Source organism: Novipirellula methanifontis, assembly GCF_052161655.1.
In the GTDB taxonomy this organism is placed as follows: domain Bacteria; phylum Planctomycetota; class Planctomycetia; order Pirellulales; family Pirellulaceae; genus Novipirellula.
The window spans coordinates 3,808,145-3,829,666 of sequence record NZ_CP197418.1 but is presented as its reverse complement, the minus strand read 5'-3'; the positions used below and the strand labels follow the sequence as shown (position 1 = coordinate 3,829,666).

At 54.9% G+C, this 21,522-nt stretch carries 7 protein-coding genes; 4 read left to right on the top strand and 3 right to left on the bottom strand.

Annotated elements, in window-relative coordinates; genetic code table 11:
• Nucleotides 1-28 precede the first annotated feature (28 nt).
• The 4 genes from glgB to SH528x_RS13375 all read left to right on the top strand — a co-directional run bounded on the left by glgB (nucleotide 29) and on the right by SH528x_RS13375 (nucleotide 13,444).
• Nucleotides 29-2,296 (top strand): 1,4-alpha-glucan branching protein GlgB, encoded by a 2,268-nt coding sequence (gene glgB, locus SH528x_RS13390; protein WP_442511021.1) that lies wholly within the window; start codon nucleotides 29-31, stop codon nucleotides 2,294-2,296.
• A gap of 520 nt (nucleotides 2,297-2,816) precedes the next feature.
• Entirely contained in the window at nucleotides 2,817-3,884 is a 1,068-nt protein-coding gene (locus tag SH528x_RS13385) for a WD40 repeat domain-containing protein (protein ID WP_442511020.1), read from the top strand.
• Between the two features lie 218 nt (nucleotides 3,885-4,102).
• Complete coding sequence (locus SH528x_RS13380; protein ID WP_442512125.1) at nucleotides 4,103-10,180, top strand: SdrD B-like domain-containing protein; 6,078 nt, start codon at nucleotides 4,103-4,105, stop codon at nucleotides 10,178-10,180.
• Between the two features lie 717 nt (nucleotides 10,181-10,897).
• The gene (locus SH528x_RS13375; RefSeq protein ID WP_442511019.1) at nucleotides 10,898-13,444 is read left to right on the top strand and encodes a bifunctional diguanylate cyclase/phosphodiesterase; all 2,547 of its coding nucleotides are present in this window, start codon (nucleotides 10,898-10,900) and stop codon (nucleotides 13,442-13,444) included.
• Between the two features lie 57 nt (nucleotides 13,445-13,501).
• On the opposite strand, the gene SH528x_RS13370 is transcribed toward SH528x_RS13375, so the two are convergent.
• From SH528x_RS13370 to SH528x_RS13360, 3 genes are all read right to left on the bottom strand, one after another.
• Complete coding sequence (locus tag SH528x_RS13370) at nucleotides 13,502-14,644, bottom strand: hypothetical protein (protein WP_442511018.1); 1,143 nt, start codon at nucleotides 14,642-14,644, stop codon at nucleotides 13,502-13,504.
• A 316-nt stretch (nucleotides 14,645-14,960) separates the two neighbouring features.
• A complete protein-coding gene (locus tag SH528x_RS13365; protein ID WP_442511017.1) occupies nucleotides 14,961-15,491 on the bottom strand; it encodes an HU family DNA-binding protein in 531 nt (176 codons plus the stop codon).
• Between the two features lie 823 nt (nucleotides 15,492-16,314).
• The gene (locus SH528x_RS13360; RefSeq protein WP_442511016.1) at nucleotides 16,315-21,186 is read right to left on the bottom strand and encodes an Ig-like domain-containing protein; all 4,872 of its coding nucleotides are present in this window, start codon (nucleotides 21,184-21,186) and stop codon (nucleotides 16,315-16,317) included.
• Nucleotides 21,187-21,522 lie beyond the last annotated feature (336 nt).

Here is a 21,522-nt window from a genome sequence, read left to right as displayed (position 1 = left end):
CCGATTTTTTTTGTTTTCGGTATCCCAAATGCATACACAAGTTTCGCTATCGTCGATCTCAAAATTGATCAACGGAACCCACGAGAACCCCTCCGGACTACTGGGGCCTCATCCGATTGATTACCGGGGAAGTGCGGCCACGGCAGTGCGTAGTTTTCTGCCAGATGCTCAAGCGGCTTGGGTGATCGATCCGGTCAATGGCGAGCGACGTGCCATGCGAAGAATCCATCCCGCAGGCTTTTTTGAGGCGATTTGTGACTCTATGGTCGACGAATCGCTGGTAAAGAGCCAAGATGCAAGAGAGAATCAAACGCGTCTTCACACTATTGCTAACTCGAAGTATCGCATCCAGATGACCAACAAATCCGGCGAAACAGTCGAAATGAACGACCCGTATGCAGTCCCGTCGATCCTAACGGATTTTGACAATTATTTGATCGGTGAAGGAAAACATTACGAGTTGTACGAGCGGCTTGGAGCTCAGCTCCGCACGGTCGACGGCAAACCAGGTGTGAATTTCGCCGTCTGGGCCCCCAATGCACGCTCGGTTCAGGTAGTGGGCGATTTCAATGGCTGGGACGGCCGCAAACATGTCGCTCGCATTCACCCCAACCTAGGGATTTGGGAACTGTTTGTTCCTGGAGCGAAAGTGGGCGACCGCTACAAGTTCCGGGTGCACTGCACCGATGGCTCCTGGGTCGATAAAAGTGACCCGTATGGTTTGGCAGCCGAGCTGCCGCCGTTGACCGCATCGATCGTTTCCAACGTCAACTCGTACCAATGGTCCGACAGCAAGTGGCTTGACCGCCGTAACGATTGGAACCCGCTGCACGAACCGATGAACGTGTACGAAGTGCATTTGGGCAGTTGGCAAAAGGGGCCAGGCCGCAAACATGGCTGGTTGGACTATCGCGACCTTGCGCGTCGTTTGGCCGAGTACTGTCATCGCATGAATTTCACTCACGTGGAATTGATGCCGGTTAGCGAGCATCCCTTCACGGGATCATGGGGTTACCAAACTGTGGGTTATTTTGCCCCCACCAGCCGCCACGGCAGTCCCGAAGATTTCATGTTCTTCGTCGACTACATGCATCAACAAGGCATCGGCGTGTTGATCGATTGGGTGCCTGCCCACTTCCCCAAAGACGCTCATGGTTTGCGTCGTTTCGATGGTTCACCGCTGTACGAGCATGCCGATCCGCGGCAAGGCGAACATCCCGACTGGGGCACGATGATCTTCAACTTTGGTCGCAATGAAGTACGTAACTTCTTGGTCGCCAATGCCCTATTCTGGTTGGACAAATATCACATCGACGGACTTCGCGTGGATGCAGTCGCTTCGATGTTGTATTTGGATTACAGCCGCGAAGATGGCCAGTGGATCCCCAACCGACACGGAGGCCGCGAGTGCCTCGAAGCGATCGACTTCCTGCGTGAATTCAATACAGCGATTCACGATAAATACCCAGGCGTCGTGACGGCGGCTGAAGAGTCGACGGCGTGGCCGGGTGTGTCACGGTCGGTCGAAGACGGTGGGCTCGGTTTCACTTACAAGTGGAACATGGGCTGGATGAACGACACGTTGGCATACATGCAGAACGAACCGATTCATCGCAAGTATCATCAAAACGAACTGACGTTCAGCTTGATCTATGCCTTCACCGAAAACTTTATGTTGCCGCTGTCGCACGACGAAGTGGTACACGGCAAGGGCTCGTTGATCAGCCAGATGCCAGGCGACATGTGGCAGAAATTTGCCAACTTGCGATTGTTATATTCCTACATGTGGACGCACCCGGGCAAGAAACTGTTGTTTATGGGGGGCGAGTTTGCTCAGTGGAACGAATGGAATCACGATGACGGTCCCGATTGGATCTTGTTGGATTTCGCCACTCATCGCGGCGTACAACAATTGGTCGCGGATTTGAACAAGGTCGTGATCGATAACCCGGCGTTGCACCAATTGGACTTTAGCCATGAAGGGTTTGAGTGGGTTGACTGCATGAACGCCGAAGACAGCACGCTGGTTTACCTGCGTAAAGGACTCGAGGGCGCTCCTCCGATCCTAGTTTGCAGCAATTTCACGCCAGTGGTCCGAAAGGGCTATCGAGTCGGAGTCCCTGCGAGTGGTTTCTGGAAAGAAATCTTCAACAGCGATGGAGAAGCGTACGGCGGATCGAACGTCGGCAATTACCCAGGTCGTGAAACGTTTGGCGAAGGTCATCATGAACGACCTGATAGCATCTCGATCGATTTGCCACCACTCGCGACCGTGATGTTCCGCCTGGAACAGTAGTCACACGAGTGATGACGCAATGTCAACGACGTCAAATTTCGTCTGTTCTTCGGGTTCCCAGGCTCTGCCTGGGAACCCACTGCCTTGCAGGCTCCCGCCTGCTGGAAATTACGGCATTTGCGTTTCGTAGCTACGCTCGCCAGAGCGTGGATTGTTTGCGTCCATTGCGAATCACCACCTTCTAGCGAAGGTAGCTACCAGAAAATCGTTCACGGCGTTGGGCACTGCCTGGGAACGAGGGTTTCACAGCGGACAGAAATGACCGTTATTGCCGCTCGCAACTCAACTGGCCGCTACCAACGCACCTAGCACTGGGCGATCGGTTCCCCCGCGGGGCTGCAAATCCGACTTTTCCGATTAATCCGTTCATGACGGTTTTTCGGATTGCCGATTTAGATCTAACTGGGTCTATGCGCCGTCATGTTGAACATTTCGGCAACATCGTCAGAGGGTGTTGTGAAACACGAATTGCTCGCCGCAGTCGACCCTGGATTAATCGTTCGTTTTTGAGGGATCAGACATGCAGCGTTGTGTTTCACGCCGTACTTGGATTGCAACTGCCACGACGGCGATGATCGCCGTAGGGGCCGCTGATGTTTTGCTCGCACAGACACCAACGATCGCCAATGCGTTGGCTCATCCTTCGTTTCCAAGTCGAGTCATCCGTTTGGAACCGATCGGAAGTCGCACGACGACGCCCGTGGTCACTGCGGTCGCAGCGGATCCACGCGGCGAAATCATTGCCGCGGCGGGAGACGATTTTGGCATTCGCATCATCGAGGTTGCCACGCTGAACGTCGTGAAGACGTTAAAAGGGCATCGAGATCTGGTCCGCAGTCTTTCGTTCGACAAAGCAGGCGATTCACTTGTCTCGGCAGGCAACGATGGCCAGTTGATTATTTGGGATCGCACAAACGCCTTTGAAATTGGACAGCGGATGCAGGGAACACCAGCGCTTGCCTGTGTTTGTTTTTCCCCCGACGGAAACAAGATCGCGGCGGTCGGTTTTGATCCCAAAGTCTTCATCATTGGCGCGATCGGAAACGAAACTCCCAAATTCTCTTGCGACTGCAACGACCTTCGCTGTGTTGCCTATCGCGACGACATGAGGGTGTTGGCGGTCGGTGGTCGCAGCGGCGATCTGCATCTGTTTGATCCTCAAACGGGTAACTTGCTCGCAGATCCTCATTTGCATTCGGCCCGCATTTGTGACGTGGCGTTTCATCCGCATAGTAACAACGTAATTTCGGTAGCCGAAGATGGAGTCGTTGTGGTCTACGACACCTTGAATCAGAAGAAAGTGCATAGCGTTACGGTCACTTCAGGACGTTTATTTGCGATCGCTACGATTGACAGTCAACACATTGCCGTGGCGGGGTCCGACAACGTCATCCATATCGTGAATACCGACACAGGCATCGTGCGACATCGGCTCGAAGGCCATGTGGGCACGGTGTCGACATTGACTGCAACGGGCGGACATCTGTTCTCAGGTGGATTTGATGCGACACTGCGACGTTGGAGTCTAGACGAACTACATCGCTCGGACAGCCGCATCGCTGAGGGAACGACCCCGATTGAACGCTAGGCCACGGACTGGCTAGAAGCCTGTCCTACGAAGAAAACAATACAACCCATCACGAGTCGCCTTTTCGCACTGCGAAAGTCCGCTCAATCGATTCTTTCGCGGCAGCGAAAGTCGAACAAATTTGATCAACGCACACGGAGGTGCCTCGGGTGATTTGGAAATCAAAACGCAGCCGAACGAACCAAAGCAGTACACGGACAAAAAACGTCAAGCGACGAATGCTGACGTCCGAGAAGCTTGAGAGTCGTCGTTTGTTCGCGGCCGATCCAATTCACGTCGGGGTCGTTTACATCGAAACCGATTATTTGGAATCGGACCAGGACGTCGGTAGCGATTCTCAAGGCGACCGCTTCATCCTGTCGTTCACCGGTGGTGCGGCTGGCACAGAGCTGAACGAACTGCGAATCCGCACGGACAAAGACAACGATGGAATCTCCGTAGGTGACCTGATTTATGACACCGAGCAGGGTGGCCGTGGCAAAAACGGCGCTCACAACTTCCAAATCGTTCGTATTCTGACCGCCGACGGGCATACGGTCGACGCCACTGCCGAAGTCGAAGACGGCGGCCAAGAATTGGTGCTGAGGTTGTCGGGATTCCGCGCGGGTGACCGTTTGGAATTCACGATCGATGTCGATGAAGTGCTGCGTAACCTAGCGGATTTGGATCAATTCAACAGTCGTTTGGATGTGATCGCATCGGGCCAAGAGTTCCAGGACTCGATTCTCGAAGCAACCTTCGATGCTCCGCACTACGAGACTTCGCACGCGGACGCGGTCTTTTTGAATGACTACGGAGATCCTGCGAAGGATCATAATTTGAACTTGCCGCCCGACGAGGGAACCGGAGCCGATAGTCGCCCGAACCGCTCAGCTGCCGCTGTTGCGACCACCGGCCAGATCGCGAAACCAATCTCGATCGCAGGCCAAGTTTGGCTCGACAACAATTTGAACAAGACCCGGGACGCTGGCGAATTGCCGATTAACGGCGTAAACATTTCGCTGTTCAAATGGAACGAAGCCACCAATCGCTACGTCGATACCGGGCACCACACCACGACCGATGGGGACGGCCAATACGTTTTCCCACGTGCATTGGGCCTCGCGCCTGGACGCTACCGAATTGTCGAGACGCAGCCCGCTGGTTTGTTCAGCGTGGGGGCGATCCCGGGTACGGTCGACGGCGTTGCCAGCGGCCGAGTCGAATCGATCGATGTGTTAGCCGACATCGATATTACACTTGGTGATACCGACGCGGTCCGGTACGACTTTGCCGAAGCCAATGCGGCATCGGTGTCAGGGTATGTCTACCGCGACGATAACAACGACGGCCAAAAAGACGCCAACGAAACGGGGATCGCCGGTGTTCGCGTTCAATTAGTTCCCATCAACACCATCTCGGCGCAATCCGCAGTCACCGTTACCACTGCGGCGGATGGTTCGTATTCGTTCAACGGTTTGGCACCCGGGACTTATAAAGTCATCGAAGTCAACCAGCCCGCGTTCTTGAACGATGGTCTTGATACTCCCGGAACGATCAACGGTCGTGTTGTAGGACGTGCCGACAACCCTGGCGATGCCATCCACGACATCGTGTTGGCGGGTGCAAGCAACGGCGTCGATTACAACTTTGGCGAAACGCCGTTTGGTTCGATCACAGGCTTCGTCTACTTGGTGGCACCCGGTGAAGATTGCGAAGGCCCTCACGATGCTCCGGGCAACAAGCCGATCGAAGGTGTCCGTGTGGTGTTGCAGGATGCCTTCGGCACCATCATCACCGAAACACGAACTGCGGCCGATGGAAGTTACGAGTTCGATGAACTGCCGATTGGTAACTACCGGATCGTTGAATACACGCCGGTCGGATTGCTCGATGGTGGTGCGCGTGCCGGTCGTGTAGATGGATCCATTTCCGGGACCGCCGTCGGCGGGGGCTTGATCCAAGAGATCACGATGACCGCCAATGGACGCGGTGTCGAGTACAATTTCTGCGAGATCGCTCCAGCCACGATCAGTGGATTTGTGTATCACGACCGCAGCGATGATGGCAATCGCGGCGGTGGCGAAGAAGGTATCGCAGGAACCACGGTTTCGCTGATCGACGCGAGTGGCAAGGTCGTCGCCACCGCCGTTACCAATGCCAATGGACGTTACGAATTCAAGGGAATTATTCCCGGCGTCTATCGTTTGGTCGAAACTCAACCCGACAATTTCTATGACGGCAAAGACGCTGTGGGAACGATCTCGGGAACGCGAGTCGGACGACTCGGCAGTGACGACGACTCGTTGGTCGATATTGAGCTAAAGCAAGGCCAGTCCGGGGCAGAGTACAACTTTGGCGAACTGGTTGGTGCCACGCTTTCCGGCCGTGTGCATGTCGATGCAGATGATGATTGTGATTACGACGAAGGCGAAGTCACTCCGTCGGGCGTCGTGATCCGCTTGCTTGACGCCAACGGAAACGAAGTCGCTCGGACCACCACCAACGCCGAGGGCAAGTACTCGTTCACCAACATCGCGCCAGGTGAATACACCGTGATCGAAGGCGAAGTGGACGGTTACTTCGAAGGCACCTCGCACGCCGGTTCGGCGGGCGGCTTGGCGGATCCACCGAACCGGATCAGCAAGATTACGTTATCGTCGGCCGAAGTCGCCGTGGATTACGATTTCTGCGAACGTCCGCCTGCGGAACTCAACGGCGTTGTGTACGACGATCGCGATAACGATAACCGACGTGACACGGGCGAAGCCGGAATCGGCAACGTGCTGGTCGAATTGTTTAATAGCGATGGCGAAAAAGTGGCGTCGACTCGCACCGATGCCAATGGAGCGTACCGGTTCACGTATCTGCCAGCGGGATCCTACACGGTTCGCGAAATGCAGCCGACGGGATGGTTGCAAGGGGGGCAACAAGCTGGTAACAACGGCGGTGATGACTCGGTCGACGATGTCATTTCAAGCATTCCGATTGGCTGGGGTGATCGGTTAACCCAGTACAACTTTGGCGAACTGATGCCTGGTTCGATCAGCGGCGTCGTGTATGTCGACAGCAACGGCGATTGCGTGCGTGATCCCGACGAAGCTCCGATCGCCGGTGTAAAAATCGAATTGCGAGACGGTAACGGCCGCGTCTTGCTTCGCACAACCACCGACGCAAACGGCGGGTACAGCTTCGAAGGATTGCGTCCCGGCGAATACCAAATCTTTGAAGAACAGCCCGATGGTTTCTTCCAAGGCGGCCAAGTTGTCGGCAGCGGCGGCGGTGTCGTGCTGGACCAAGACTTGCTAGGCACGACCTTGCTGGCCGGTGCTAATATCGTGGACTACGATTTCTGTGAATTGCCACCGGGATCGATTAGTGGTGTCGTTTACATCGATGCCGACGGCAACTTCCAACGGGACACCGGCGAAAGCCCGATCCGCGGTGTGACGATGGAATTGCGAAATGAGAAGGGCGTCATCGTTGCAACCACCGTCACGGATGCAAACGGCCGTTACTTGTTCGAGGGGCTTGCACCGGGCAACTATCAAATCTTTGAACAGCAACCGACTGGCTTCTTCCAAGGGGCTCAGCATATCGGAAGCGGCGGCGGCATGATTATCAGCCAGGACTTGACCGGACTGAAACTGTCCGCCGGTCATGACGTTGTCGACTACAACTTTGGTGAACTGCCACCGGGATCGATTAGCGGCGTCGTCTACATCGATGCGGACGTGGATTTCCAGCGAGATTCCGATGAAGCAACGATCGCGGGTGTGAAAGTCGATTTGCGAGACGGAAACGGAAACGTGGTTGCCACGACCGTGACCGATGCCAACGGCCGCTATCTATTCGAAGGACTCGCCCCCGGCGACTATCAAATCTTTGAACATCAACCCGCAGGCTACTACCAAGGCGGCCAGCACATCGGCAGCGGCGGTGGTAACATTCTCGGCGCCGACTTGACGGGGCTAAAACTTGCCGCCGGTCGCGACGTCGTGGATTATGACTTCGGCGAATTGTTGCCTGGTTCGATCAGCGGCTACGTGCACGTCGATAGCAACGGTAACTGCACCTACGACGAAGGTGAAAAGCCAATTGCGGGCGTCCGTGTCGAGCTTCGTGATGAATCCGGCAACCGGATCGCCGAAACGACCACCAATGCCAGCGGACTGTACCGGTTTGGCAACTTGCCACCAGGCCGCTACCACATCGTCGAGATTCAACCCGACGGATTTTTCCAAGGCGGACAAAGTGTCGGAAGCGGCGGAGGCGAAGTGATCGGTGACGATCATCTGGCTCTCGATTTGGTCGCTGGGGCCAACGTGGTCCATTACGACTTCTGCGAACTCGAACCCTCGACCATTTCGGGCTCGGTGTGGAAAGAGACCGATTTGGACCGCGTGTTCAACTCGGGCGATATTCCGCTCGGTAATATCCTGATCGATTTGCTGGACGAAGTTGGCAATCGGATTGCACAAACTCGCACCGATGGTTCGGGCAACTACACGTTTGCCAACCTCGCACCCGGCATATACTCGGTTCACGAGTACCAACCTGCGGATCTGTTTGACGGCGGGGCGCTGCCCGGATCGGAGGGCGGTTCAGTGACCGGCGACGACCTTATCGGCGGCATTAAACTGACCGGTGGCACCAAAGCCGTGGACTATGATTTCCCAGAAGTACCACCTGCGACAATCTCGGGATTTGTGTTCCAAGACGGTTCGGCGATTCCGGCGAACACGCCACCGAGTGCCGAGGATTTGCGTGAATTCAAAGACGGTCTGTTGACCGACGATGACATGCTGATCGGCGGCGTGACGCTGGAACTGAGAAACGTTTTAGGCGAAGCCTTCACATCTGACCGAGCACTCGCGGGCGTCTATCCCGATGGCGTGATCCGAGTCACGACCGATGAATTTGGTTTCTATGAATTCACCGGACTTCGCCCAGGTACCTACAGTGTCTATCAGGTGCAACCTGACAACTTCATTGACGGTCTGGATACCGCGGGTTCCACCGGCGGCGTTGCGGTTAACCCCGCAGACGCTGTCGCCGAAGACGATGCCATTCGCATTCAAACGTTGGCACTCAGCGAAGCGACCGACCCACGCGACGACGCAATTCTATTCATCAATTTGGGCGCGGGCGGAGCGAGTCGTAGCAACAACTTTAGCGAGATCGCTATCACCCAACCTGCGATCCCTCAGTTGATTGAAGATCCAATCGAAGACATCAAAGTCTATGCACCGATTGAGACATTTGATCCGACGATCCGATTGGTCGGATTTGGTGAGATTCAATCGATCCGTCGTCCCAGTATCGCGGACGATGAATGGGCCGTTTCGTGGCACCTCAGTGTGATCAACGGGGGCTTCCCCGGAGGATCGGCGCAAGACAACTCGGCGGTGATCAAGACCGTCGGAGCAACTTCGATGCAAGAAAACTGGACCGAGGGTGAACATACCTCAGGTCGCTGGGTGATCGTCAACTCCGATGGCGAAATGATGGAGATCGCCAATCGCTTGACGATGGGCGAAAAAGATGCGATCGCACTGACGGGCGACTTTGACGGCGACGGCAAAGACGAGGCAGTACTGTTCGTCAACGGACATTGGTTCGTTGACCTGAACGGTGACGGTCGCTGGGACGAAGGGGACATGTGGATCAAACTGGGTACCGAACTGGATCGTCCGGTCGTCGGCGACTGGGACGGAGACGGAAAAGACGACGTCGCAATTTTTGGTCGTCAATGGCATCGTGACCCGCAACGTATTAGAAAGGATCCTGGACTTCCCGATCCCGAGAACAAGCGTCGTCGTGAATTGTCGGCTGAGGAATTGGCCAAACACGTCGACGATCGTGGTGAAGATCGCGAGCGTTTCTTGCGACGCGGTAACGATGGCAACTTGCGTGCTGACGCGGTCGATCACGTGTTCCAGTACGGCGAACAAGTCGACACCCCAATGGCAGGCGACTGGAATGGCGACGGCATCGATCAAATCGCCGTCTTCCGTGGTGGGACCTGGATGCTCGATACCGACGGCGATGGACGCTGGACTAAGAACGACGAGAAAGTCGAATTCGGACGCCCCGGTGATGAACCGATCGTCGGTGATTTCAACGGTGATGGAATCGACGAGATCGGAGTCGTACGCGGCGATGTCTGGATCATCGACACCGACGGAGATCGCAAGATCACCGGCAACGATCTCCAGATCCAAGTGCCACGTGCAAGCGAGAACAGCCAACCCGTCGTAGGCGACTGGGACGGCGATGGCCGGGACGAGGCCGGTTATTACGACGAAGCGGCTTAGAACACACGTCAGGGCCGTTTAATACGATTTTACGGCCTGGACCGTCGCAGCAACGTTGAACTACGCCGGCACGCAAGAGAATTCGGAGCGGTGCGGCGCGAGCCTGGACCGCTAACTGTTTGCAGTTGTCATCAGATATTGGGGGTGAGTTTTTCTTCCGGCCCAAACTGCAGTTACCTCTCCACCGAGGAAGGAGACTGCTGAAGTAGTCCGACATCACTGCGCTTATGTTAGCCGTTTGGGCGCTAGCCCCGGTTAGATGCTGACGAAACCGTGGCTAGCGCCAAAACGGCTAACTAATTCAGCAGTCTCCGAAGTTGGTGGAGAGGTGGCAGAAAAACGCCGCGATTGCCAAAAAATGGCATTACGCCCTCACCGTCGTGGCCACATCTGGTTGCCCCTCACCCCTCGCCACCCTCATGCGATGCGGGCTCAATCAAGAGCCTCTTTTCGCAATTCTGCATGCGGGGGCATGTCCGTTTGTTCGGTCTCTAACGCCTGCGCCATCGGCATCGATCGAGCTTCGGATTTCTGAAATGCTGCGCCTCCGATAACGCTAAGGAATGTCGTACAGTTGTTACGGAGCGTTAGTCGTTGGTGTCCGCAGGTGCGGCTCCCGCGTTCCGCATTCGTTCTTGTCATGATGTTGCGCCGTTGTCATTGCAATTCATGCTGCCCGAACGAGTCGTGCGTGCTGGCGGGGTAGGACTTGGCTGAATGAATCTGCGACTCAAAATATTGTTATCCCTGATTGCTGTCTTCATCACGTATGTGGTGATTGACTCAGCGATCCATCAATACGTGGTAATGCCGCGTTTCGTCGCACTCGAACAATTCCAAGCGACGAAGGATCTACAACGTTGCCACGCCAGCATCCAACGCGATGTCGACAATTTTCATTTGGTGTTGGACCTACCCACGCAGTGGGACGGGATGCAAGACTACGTCGATCAAACGACCGAATGTTTTGATCGCCGCAGAGGGCGGAATCAAAGGTATTCGGATCGCCATCTCGATATGTTGGCCATCGTCGATAAAGATGGCAACGTTATCTTCCAATCGATTTTGGCACCCGAAACGAAAGGGCAAGCCACGATCGAGTCGTTCCCAACCGAGCGTTGGCCGCTAACGCATCCGCTTGTCACGGCGTCATTGGCAGACGAACACTCGGAATCGTCTGAAACGCGAGGGATCATGATGACCGAAGCCGGTCCGATGATCGTACTGGCACGCCCAATCATGCGCGAAGACGCCGCACACACCGAGGGCGTGATCGTGGTGGGGCGTTTCTTAGATCAAAAAGCGATCACCGCAAAGGCGGAACAAACCGACGTTGCCTTTCAAGTCCAAAGCATCGATCAGCTATCGATTGCCGCTCGAGAGACGCTTCCGGTTTCACTTCGCTCCAAGGAATACCGTTCGCGTGACGGAGCCAACGCACGGATTTATATTCGCGAAATCGACGAAGAAAACCTCGTCGCCCAAGGCGCACTGTTTGACATCGAAGGCAATCCCGCACTGATCACCTACGCGTTTGTTCGACGAAACATCTCGCAAGAGGGTCGGATTGCGATGCATTATGCCATCGGATCGCTTGTCGCTGCCGCGTTCGTCGTGCTATCGATCTTGTTGTTGCTGCTTCAACAAATCGTGATCAATCCGCTGAATCAATTGTCTCAACATGCCACGCGAATGGGCGAAACCGGCAACTTCTCAGCTCGTTCAGAAATCAATCGCAACGACGAATTTGGTGATTTGGCGACCAATATCGACACTATGGTCTCGCGGCTGAAACAGTTGTGCAGTTCGAACCAGCAATTGCATGTCGAGATTCGCCAACGAAAAACGGCGGAATCGGAACTGCAGCACGCAGCGACTCACGATGCGTTAACGAATCTGCCCAACCGCACCCACCTAAAACAAATGCTTGAGTCGCGATTTGCGAATCGATCATTCCGTCCTGGCAGCTGTGACGCGCTTATCTTCTTGGATCTCGATAATTTCAAGATCATCAACGATAGCCTCGGCCACGCCGTCGGTGACCAGTTGTTAGTCGCCATTGGTGAGCGATTGCAAGCGGCAGTGGATTCCGTTTCACGCAACTCGGAAACCAAAACACACAACTTAGTCGCCCGACTCGGTGGCGACGAATTCGTCATTTTCCTCGGCAACGTTGCAAGCGAAGTGGTTGCCACCGAATTCGCGGAGCAAATTCGCATGGATCTGATCGGCCGTTATACCGTTGGCGGCCACGAATTGACGCTCGGAACGAGCCTTGGCATTGCGTTTTCCAACGATGCGGTGACCACCCCCGAAGAATTGATGCGAAACGCTGACCTAGCAATGTACCGGGCCAAGTTCAGCGGCAAGCAATGTTTGGCAGTGTTTGACCACGCGATGCACGAATCGGTGCTCAAACGACTCGAACTCGAAGAAGCGCTGCGCACCGTGCTCAAGGACGGTGGGTTGCGTTTGGTTTATCAGCCAATTTTTGACATCGAAACGGGAGTGATTGTCGGTCTGGAGTCGCTTGTTCGCTGGGACCACGCGACAAAGGGGTTAATTAGCCCGGCTGAATTTGTGCCTGTTGCCGAAGAGATTGGCTTGATCGTTCCCATCGGTCGCTGGATTCTGGAAGAAGCGTGTCGCACGATTCATCGTTTGAATGAGGCACGAGGCGACGGTCCGCCAATTTCAATCGGCGTGAACGTTTCAAAACGACAACTCGCCGACTCAGGATTTGTCGCCCTCTTGAAGGACGTACTCGAAACCGAAAATGTTTCGCCGGGCCAATTGAATCTCGAGATCACCGAATCGATGATCATGGATAGCCCCGAACAAGTCGTTGATTGTCTTAGCGAAATTCGTAATCTAGGAATTCGTTTGCACATGGATGACTTCGGCACCGGCCATTCATCGCTGAGCTGTTTGCACCGATTCCCGATCGATGTGTTAAAGATTGATCGTTCGTTCGTCTCAACGATGGAAGTCGGAGACGACTATGAATCGATTATTCACGCGATCATCACCCTGGCTCACAATCTTGACACACGCGTGATTGCCGAAGGCATCGAAACGACGCGGCAATTGCAGCAACTCCGTGATCTGAAGTGCGATTTCGGCCAAGGGTATCTGTACAGCAAACCTGAGCCGATCGAAGACTTGCAGGAATTGTTATCGGCCGTAGTGAACAAGCCGCGGAAAGATCCTCAATTCGGCTTCGCCCCGATTGACTCGTCTTTTGCAATGCTCTCGCCGCACTAGTGCCTGCGGGACTTGTCGTGACAGAGTTCTTAAAACAGAGTTCTTTACACAACTTTCTTAGAACGCCGTTCGTGGGCGTCCCCAGCGAAGTGAGTTATTGTTGTCGGCGGTTTGCGGCACCGATTCGCCAATCTGTGTCGTGCCGGGAAGTGGCGTTGTGAAACGCTGGGCCCCCTGAAACGCTGGGGCCATCGATGAACGAGGTTGATGCTCGACCAGCTGGCTGTTTCCTAATTCAAACGCATTGACGGTTGTGTCCGCAGCGTTCGTGTTGTTCGGTTGCGGAGCAGGTTGCAGTCCCGGAGCGAGCGAGCGTTCGTTTCCGATTGGTGCAGCACCCAATGGCAAATCGGCCCGACTATTTGGCGGCGCCGTCGACAGTGGTTGCAAAGCTGCGGACGCGTCCGCAGCGGGCCCCCATTGCGAGTTTGTAGTCGGTTGCGGGTTGTATTGCGGATTCGATCGATACTCCGCCGGTGCACGCTGGGGCGCCAAATTAACCGCATTGTTATTGTCGAACGAGGGCGGATAATATCCGCGGCTCATCGTGGACGCTTGCATCGGAGCCGCATAAGGAGCACTCGGCGTGACGTTGTAAGGCGTCGGCGGAGCGCCGGTTAGGTCATTGACCTGCATTCCGTTAAAGCGAACTCGTGGTACCGAGTTGGCGGGCTCGTACCCGTTGGCTGGATTCCCATAGTTTTGGTTCGGATTTTGGTTTGGATTGTCAAAGGTTCCCGAGACCGTACTGACTTGAGCGTTTGTTTCCGTCCATCCAGTTGTTGCGACGCCCGAACCGATGGCTTGATTGCCATACGAGTTGCCTCCGCCCGCAGCCGAGGCCAGCGGGCGAGGCCCGTAGGATTGCTGTTGATTGGACGAGAACGAATCGAATGGTTGCAGTTCGTTACCCGACCGGAACGGTGCCGCGTTGGCTTGTCCGTACGGGACAAAGCTTGCCGGCCCACCGCCGGGGTTTTGGAACGAATTGTTTGGTGGAGGTGGTACACGTGTGGCGGCTCCCGTCGGGCTAAATGCCGAGGCTCCCATCCCTCCGACAGGTGCGGGCGTTAGTCCAACCGGGGCCATTGGGCCTACTGGCGTGAGCGGGCCGCCCGCAGTTGGGCCAGTCGTTTGCCTACAGCCGACATTGGTTAACGCCAACGCAAGCATGCAGGTTCCGAGGCAGAGTCGTCGCATGTCGAACACCGAGTGAATCGAAGGAAATTGGTTCTGACTTGGACCTTTAACAAAAATGAGAAAAATCACGAAATACCAATGCCGTGATTTTATTTGTTGTGGTGTGGCCGATGAACCATCGATTTCCGGCTCGGACGCTCTAGAAACGAAGCCAGGTTCACTGAAATAGAAAGTGTCAGTGGAAAAGAAAAGAGTCGTCGCAAATCGAAAAGAGCTGGCAACCCGATCGAAATCGGTGATTGCCAGCTACTTGGATTGCGTTCGCCCGAAGGCATTGTCCGAAGACATTGGATGATCAGAAAACCCAGAAGGGTTTTTAGATCATTTCTTTCAGACCCTTCAATGGTCGGATCGAAAGCTTCTTGCTGGCTGGTTTAGGGTTCAACCAAATTTCGCTGCCGTCGGCAGGATTACGGCCTTTTCGCTTTGGCTTCGCAGGAACGTCCTTGAGGATGATCTTGCAAAGACCAGGAATTGCGAACTGGCCTGGGCCACCTTTGCTGATCGCTTTTTCGATTTCAGCGGTCAACGCATCGAAGACGGCGGCAACGTCCTTCTTCGTAAGTTCGGTCGACTCAGAGATGTTAGCCAAAATCTGAGTCTTGGTCGGAGCCTTGAGTGGGGCTGCCTTGGGTGCGGCTTTAGCCATGTGCAACAACCTTCTTAATGACAGGGTGAGAGTAATCTGGGGTGAGCTGTTTTGCTCGATGTTTTCAATAGGGCAAAGTGTTATGTCCGTGATGCCACTGACGCAACCCGGCTTTGCCCAAAAAAGCCCACGTTTTTCAGTGTTTTCTGCAATATAGTCGTTTTGAGAGCGCAATCTTGGACCGAAAACGGGTTTCATGGGGGGGACTAGCGTCAGTGGGCATTATGTCAATGGGGAACTTTATTTTTCCGTAAATTACGCACTTTAATGGTTTTGGGGAAGCGAACAGGCCTTTCCAAGCTCCCGAGACCGCAATTAAAGCCGCATCGCGGCAGTGATTTATCGACTTGAAACCACGCCAAAGGACGTCCAACTCGCAGCGATTGCCCCGCTCTGAAGTCAAAAAAATTGGCTGACTGGCAGCCATCATTCACGCTGCTCGGCACCACGGTTTCGGATGAGGATTGGCCATCCGACACCCGCGTATAAGATTGAGGACACGGCGAGAAAATAGACGACCGACAATAAGCAGTTGATCGTTCGCGGAGGTAGGGATCGCATCAGAATCGAAAAGAGGGGAATCAGAAACAGCAACCGAATTGCCCAGCCCCGTTTTGAAAAGAAGAATGTTGAAAACGCAACAAGAACGAAGACTGGTGTAAAGAGTCCAGTGCATCGGGCGAGCGATGTGACCGCATCGATGTCGTCGTGCGATCGCGAGAGAAGTCGCGTGAGGCTTGGTGTAAAGCGTGAGTAATTGTCCGCCAGCAAAAACGCAGCAATCAGCAGTAGAAACGCGTTCCATGCAACACGTTTGCCGGAAGGCTGCGATAATCGCCGCCCGTGAGCATTAGTTGCTCGAACTGACGTTACAGCTTCGTATGGGTTCACGTTTGGAGCCATGCACTTCAGTCGGATTTCGACGTAGCTGCCGTCGCCAGACCGTTGAAAATCACGTTCTGGCGAACTTGGCTACGACAGTAACATACCGCTTGAATTGCAAAACCAGCGCCGCCGATTCTTATAAATCGGAGGCGATTGCGGCATCGATCGCTTGATCGCTGAGCAGATTCTGGCTGGCGTCCTGCTCGGCAATCGCGTCACCTGACTTGGAAATCCGAGTCAACTCGGACGCAACTTGACTCATCGCATCATCCACCGCGTCAGCGTTCGAAGACGCAGCCGAAAAGCTCGCCAACTGCGAACGGAGCAGCGATTCGCCGACCCAATCCTCAGTCCCATCAAGTGTTGACCCTGCCGCGTCCGTTTGCGATGGGGTACTGACCGCCAAAGTCCCGGCGTCTGCCTGCGCGGCAACCGGCGTTGCTGCCGTGGAACTTGATTCGACAAATTCACCCTGCGCCGCAGTCGATGCGGCAGTGGTGGTCTTCGGAGCAAAGGTGACGTCAGTCTCTTCCACACTGATCCGGTAAAGTTGCATCTGTCCCGATTGCCCAAGCGATTGCACCCGTCGATCCGCAGTGGTGGGCAACGTGGCTTGCACATCCGCGGTGGTAACAGTTCCCGTTGACGACGTGGTCGTCTTGGTTCCGCTGATCGTGATGTTCGCACTCGTCGAATCGAGAGCAACCGAAGGACTGGTGATACTCTTGACCGCAGCGGTTGGCACGACCAAAGCGCTACTGCCGCCCGGTTCCACAGCGACCAACAACGACTGCTTTGGAGTGGAGCCCAGCCAGTCGCGGATCGTGATGAACTCGGGGCGAAGTCGTCCAAGTGAGATGTCAACGGTCGTGTCGCCATCCTCCGGCAAACTTGTCACCGTCAAATTCTGTGGCGTCGATCCATTATCAAAGAACGGAAGCGAAGGGATTTGCAACTGATAGGTACCAGGCAAAATGTCTTTAAACGAAGGCTGGGCACCAGTGAATGACAAGGGGATTTCAACGGCTGTGTTTGAAGCGTCGGTTCCCATTAGTTTGATGCCACTAATCTGGCTCGGGTCAACGTCGGTCGCCAAAAAGTTCAGCAGCACGTCGCGAGGAACAAAGTCAAACACTTCAACCGTAATCGTTCCGGTGCTTGTCAATCCGCTGCCGTCGTTGACTCGGTACGTAAACGTGTCAGTGCCCTTAAACCCGGCCGCAGGTTTGTAGAAAATCGTACCCGTGGTCGCATCAATACGAACCGTTCCGCCAGCGGTCGGCGTCCCTAGGTTCGAGAAGGTCAACGTCTCGCCACTGTCAACGTTCGCGGGCAACTCCGTGAGCGTAAAGATGGACTTTTCGGTTGTACCGTTATGTTGTTTGCTAACAGCGGTGACGACCGGAGGCGCGTCGTTGACTGCGGTAACCGTGAACGTGACCGTACCGACGGCAATGCCACCGCCAGTATCGCGAATCGTGTAGGTGACTTGTTCAGTGCCATTAAAGTTGGCGGCAGGTTTGTAGAAGATCTGACTTCCGTCGGAATTCACACGTGCTGCACCACCCTTGTCCGCGGTCCCGACCGAGATAATCGTGAACGCTTGGTTGGCAGCGTCACGAGTATCGTTAGTAAGCACATTGAACTGTGCGTCGGCGGCATCCTCAGCCACAGTAAATGCGTCTGCGACAGCGGTTGGCGGTGGGTCAGCCGACTTCACGACCAACGACACCGTGGCTTCATCTGTCAACGAGCCATCGGAGACGGTGTACGTGAACGAGTCGCTTCCCGTGAAGTTCGCAGGCGGAGTATAGAGAACCGATTGTCCGTTTTGCGAGATCGTAACCGTGCCGCCTTGGGCTGTTGTTCCTTGCACCGCAGAGACACGCAACGTTTCTCCGGTATCGGGCGCAATGGCGTCGTTGAGCAATACGTCCAGCGGAGCTGCGCTAGATCCCTGATCCACGTTGAAGGAGTCGTCGTTGGCAGTCGGCGGGTCGTTCACCGGCGTCACGGTGACTGTCACAGTTGCATCCTCTTGGATCCCCTGGGTGTCGCGGACCCGATAGGTAAATTCAAAGTCGCCGTTGAAATTATTGTCAAGCAAAAATGCGACTTTACCGTTTTGGATACTAACCGCCGCTCCGGTCGAAGGCTGTGTCACCGAGACCAATGTCAACGTTCCATTGCCGCTGATGACTTGGTCGTTGGCAAGGACATCGATAGTGGTCGGCGCGGAATCTTCGGCCACAGTGATCTTGTCATCCGCGACTGTAAAGTTTTGTCCGATTGCCAGCTGGACGCTGCCGTAGGCCACTGACTCGGCTGGAATTCGATTATCGTTGCCGTACAGCAAGACTTCGCTATCCGCCGCATCCGCAGGCTCGGAACGAATGTTGACCGATCCGGTCGACAACGCTTCCATCCGGATCGTCGCAATCAAACTGTCAGTCAATTGACTTGGCGTCAAGCGATCGGTTGCCGCTCCGACTTCGTCGATCAAGCCGTCTGAGTACGTACCTTTTCGCACGGTTGGGAAGCGATCACTAAACGTGATGGACGATCCGGGTACGGGACGTATCAACGCACTGTTAAACAGAATGTCGGCAAACGCCGCGAAGATCCCATCGAGATCGTCTCCGGTGCGAGCGTCGACGCCGATCATATTTAAATTGAATTCTTGACCGACCTGAACCGCGGTGATCGGTTGGCCCTGCAGATCCGTCAGCGTCAGCTTGATTTCGGCAAGCGGTTGCCCCGAAACGCTAACGTTAAACGATTCGGTGCGAACGTTGCCTGCCGCATCGCTCAATTCGAGAGTAAAGGTGTTGTCGCCAATTTGGGAGGCGGTTGGCGTCCAAACGATTTCGCCGGTTGCCGCCACGATCGACGCGCCGGCGGGAGCGGTTTTCAAATTGTAAGTAAATCCGTTGCCTTCTTCGCTGCTGATCAAATCGGTGCGGAACTCGCGGCCCACGTTGGCTTGCGTCGCTGCCGTGCTGACCACCGAACCCGGGGACTCGGTGTCATAAACAACGTTAATACCCGCAGTTCGCTCGCTGGTGATACCATCGATTCGTTGTCGCGCTGCGATGTTGTAAGTGCCGTCGCCAAGTGCCGCGATGTTGTTGGTCGTAATCGTGATCGTTGACCCTGTTGCTGCGCCGACGCCGACAACCGTATTCGTCGCGGTGTTGACCAATTCCACGGTCGCACCCGAGGTGACTCCCGATACAACAAACGACAACGAACCCGCGTTGGTGATGTTATCGGTGTTGCTGGTTCCCGAGTCGCTCGATGCGCTGAGATCGATTCCGGTTGGTGTGGCAACCGATTCGCCATTGCCGAACGTGAAGTTTACTAATTGAGTGTCGCTGTCGGATGACGAATTGCCAGTCACCCCAGCGCCTGGACGCACGCCGACGAGCACGGGGACGGTCCCGACAAAACCATTTTTCGGTGTCACCGTGACCACACCTGTCGTGGGGTTCACCGTCGCGGTCGCTGCGTTGCTGTTTTGTGAGGTAACAAAATAAGTAACCGCGTCACCCTCGACATCGACACTCGACAAGCCAAGCGTCGCGTTGGATCCGGTTGGAACCGCCGCAGGATCTGTGATCTTGTTCAAAAACGGTTGGCTGTTCGCGTTATCCGCGACGACACTGACCGTGGTGGTTTCCGAGTACGTGCGGCCTTGTGCATCGGTCACCGTATAAGTGACGTTGGTGGTCCCGGTCACGTTGCCCTTGGCTTTCAACATCACCACGGCATTTTCGGTGTCGTCAAACACGTCGATGCTTGTGATACGAACCGGGGTCGTTGGCTTGTCGCTCGTGCCAGTCGCGTGCCCGCTGATCGCTTCGCGCACCTTTTCGCCTTCGACCAGTTGTCCGAAGACGCTGTGGTTGAAGTCTAAAAATCGCTGCGAACCCTCGGTGATAAAGAACTGAGAATCGTTGGTATCGTCACCTGCTTTAGCGTACGACAATACGCCCGAACCCGTGTGCATCAAATCCGCGTGAAAATCGTCGTCAAAATCACCAAGCGTCGAGCCACCCGATCCAGTCGCCGTTGGGTCACCTCCTTGCAGCACGAAGTTGTCGATGACGCGATGGAATTGAATGCCATCGTAAAAGTTTTGGTTGGCAAGCGCAATCACTCGTCCGGTTGCGGTCGGCGCACGGTCCTCGAACAATTCAAACACCATGTCGCCATAGCCGTCCATGTCGATACGAATCGAGCGATTCCCCGATAGCACAACGGCATCCAGCAACGCAGGATTCTGGACACTCACGGTGATGGTCAAAGGTCCGCCGTCGGGATCGTAGGCATCGATAGGAACATGTAGCGGAGCTCCAATCTGAACTGTCTTATTACCGACAGTTGTAAACGTTGGCGTTTCGCCTTGAGGGATCGGCACTCCGCTTCGAGCGCTCAGCGTGGCAAGCGATTGCACGCCAACGAGCCTTGTGCCATCCGGAAATTCCCAAGTCGGGTAGCTACTGATGCCTTCGTCAATCGCTATCTGCGATGGAGTGCGATCGGGATTGGTGACCTCGATGAACTGTAGAAATTGGCCTCCGTCCTCAAACAACTGTTTCTGCTCAGTACATGCCGGACACCATTCGGCACCGTACATGATCACGTCGGCTTGGTTCAGGGCTTTGGCAAACGCGACGAGATCCGCCTTCAGTTCCCCTTCGGCCGCCCGAGACACGCTGCTGCCGGTCTGTGAAGCGATGTTGCCCGTTTGGGAAGCGATGTTGCTGAGCGTTTGGTCACTAGCTCCATCGGTAGACATCAATTCGACGTCACCCGCCATTAATTGCCGCTGTTCGAGTGATTCGAGCAGCAGTCGGCCTCGTTTTGCCGAAGCGGGTGTATCACTACCCGTGCGAAAATAAGTCAAAAAATCGCGAAGCATTCCGTGACGTTCTTTTTTCGATGGGTTTACGGCGCTGGAGCGGTTCTCGGAGGAAATCGAGTGGTTCTCGGAGTTGCGTCGCATCAGTTCTCTCAGGCGGCAAGTGCAAAAAAATAGCAGGTAGTCATGTCCAAGCGGGTTTGGAATCCGGATGCACATGGCCCATTCATCGGTTACTCGTCGACAAGTTACAGTCGTTAAGACGAAGAAATTCGGTACAACCCGCAAGGTTTACCAAACCAGCTTTGGGGGCAGCGTGCTTCGTCTAAACCTGTGTGTCGATCATGTTTCGCCTAGCAGGGCGGAAGTAATTGAGGGGTTGTACTGTTTAAATAGGACGAAAAACTCGTCTCTATTGTTCCCATATTATCGAGGCGAGTCCGTTTTCGGCAAATTAATTGCCAGTCGTTGGGATTTTGC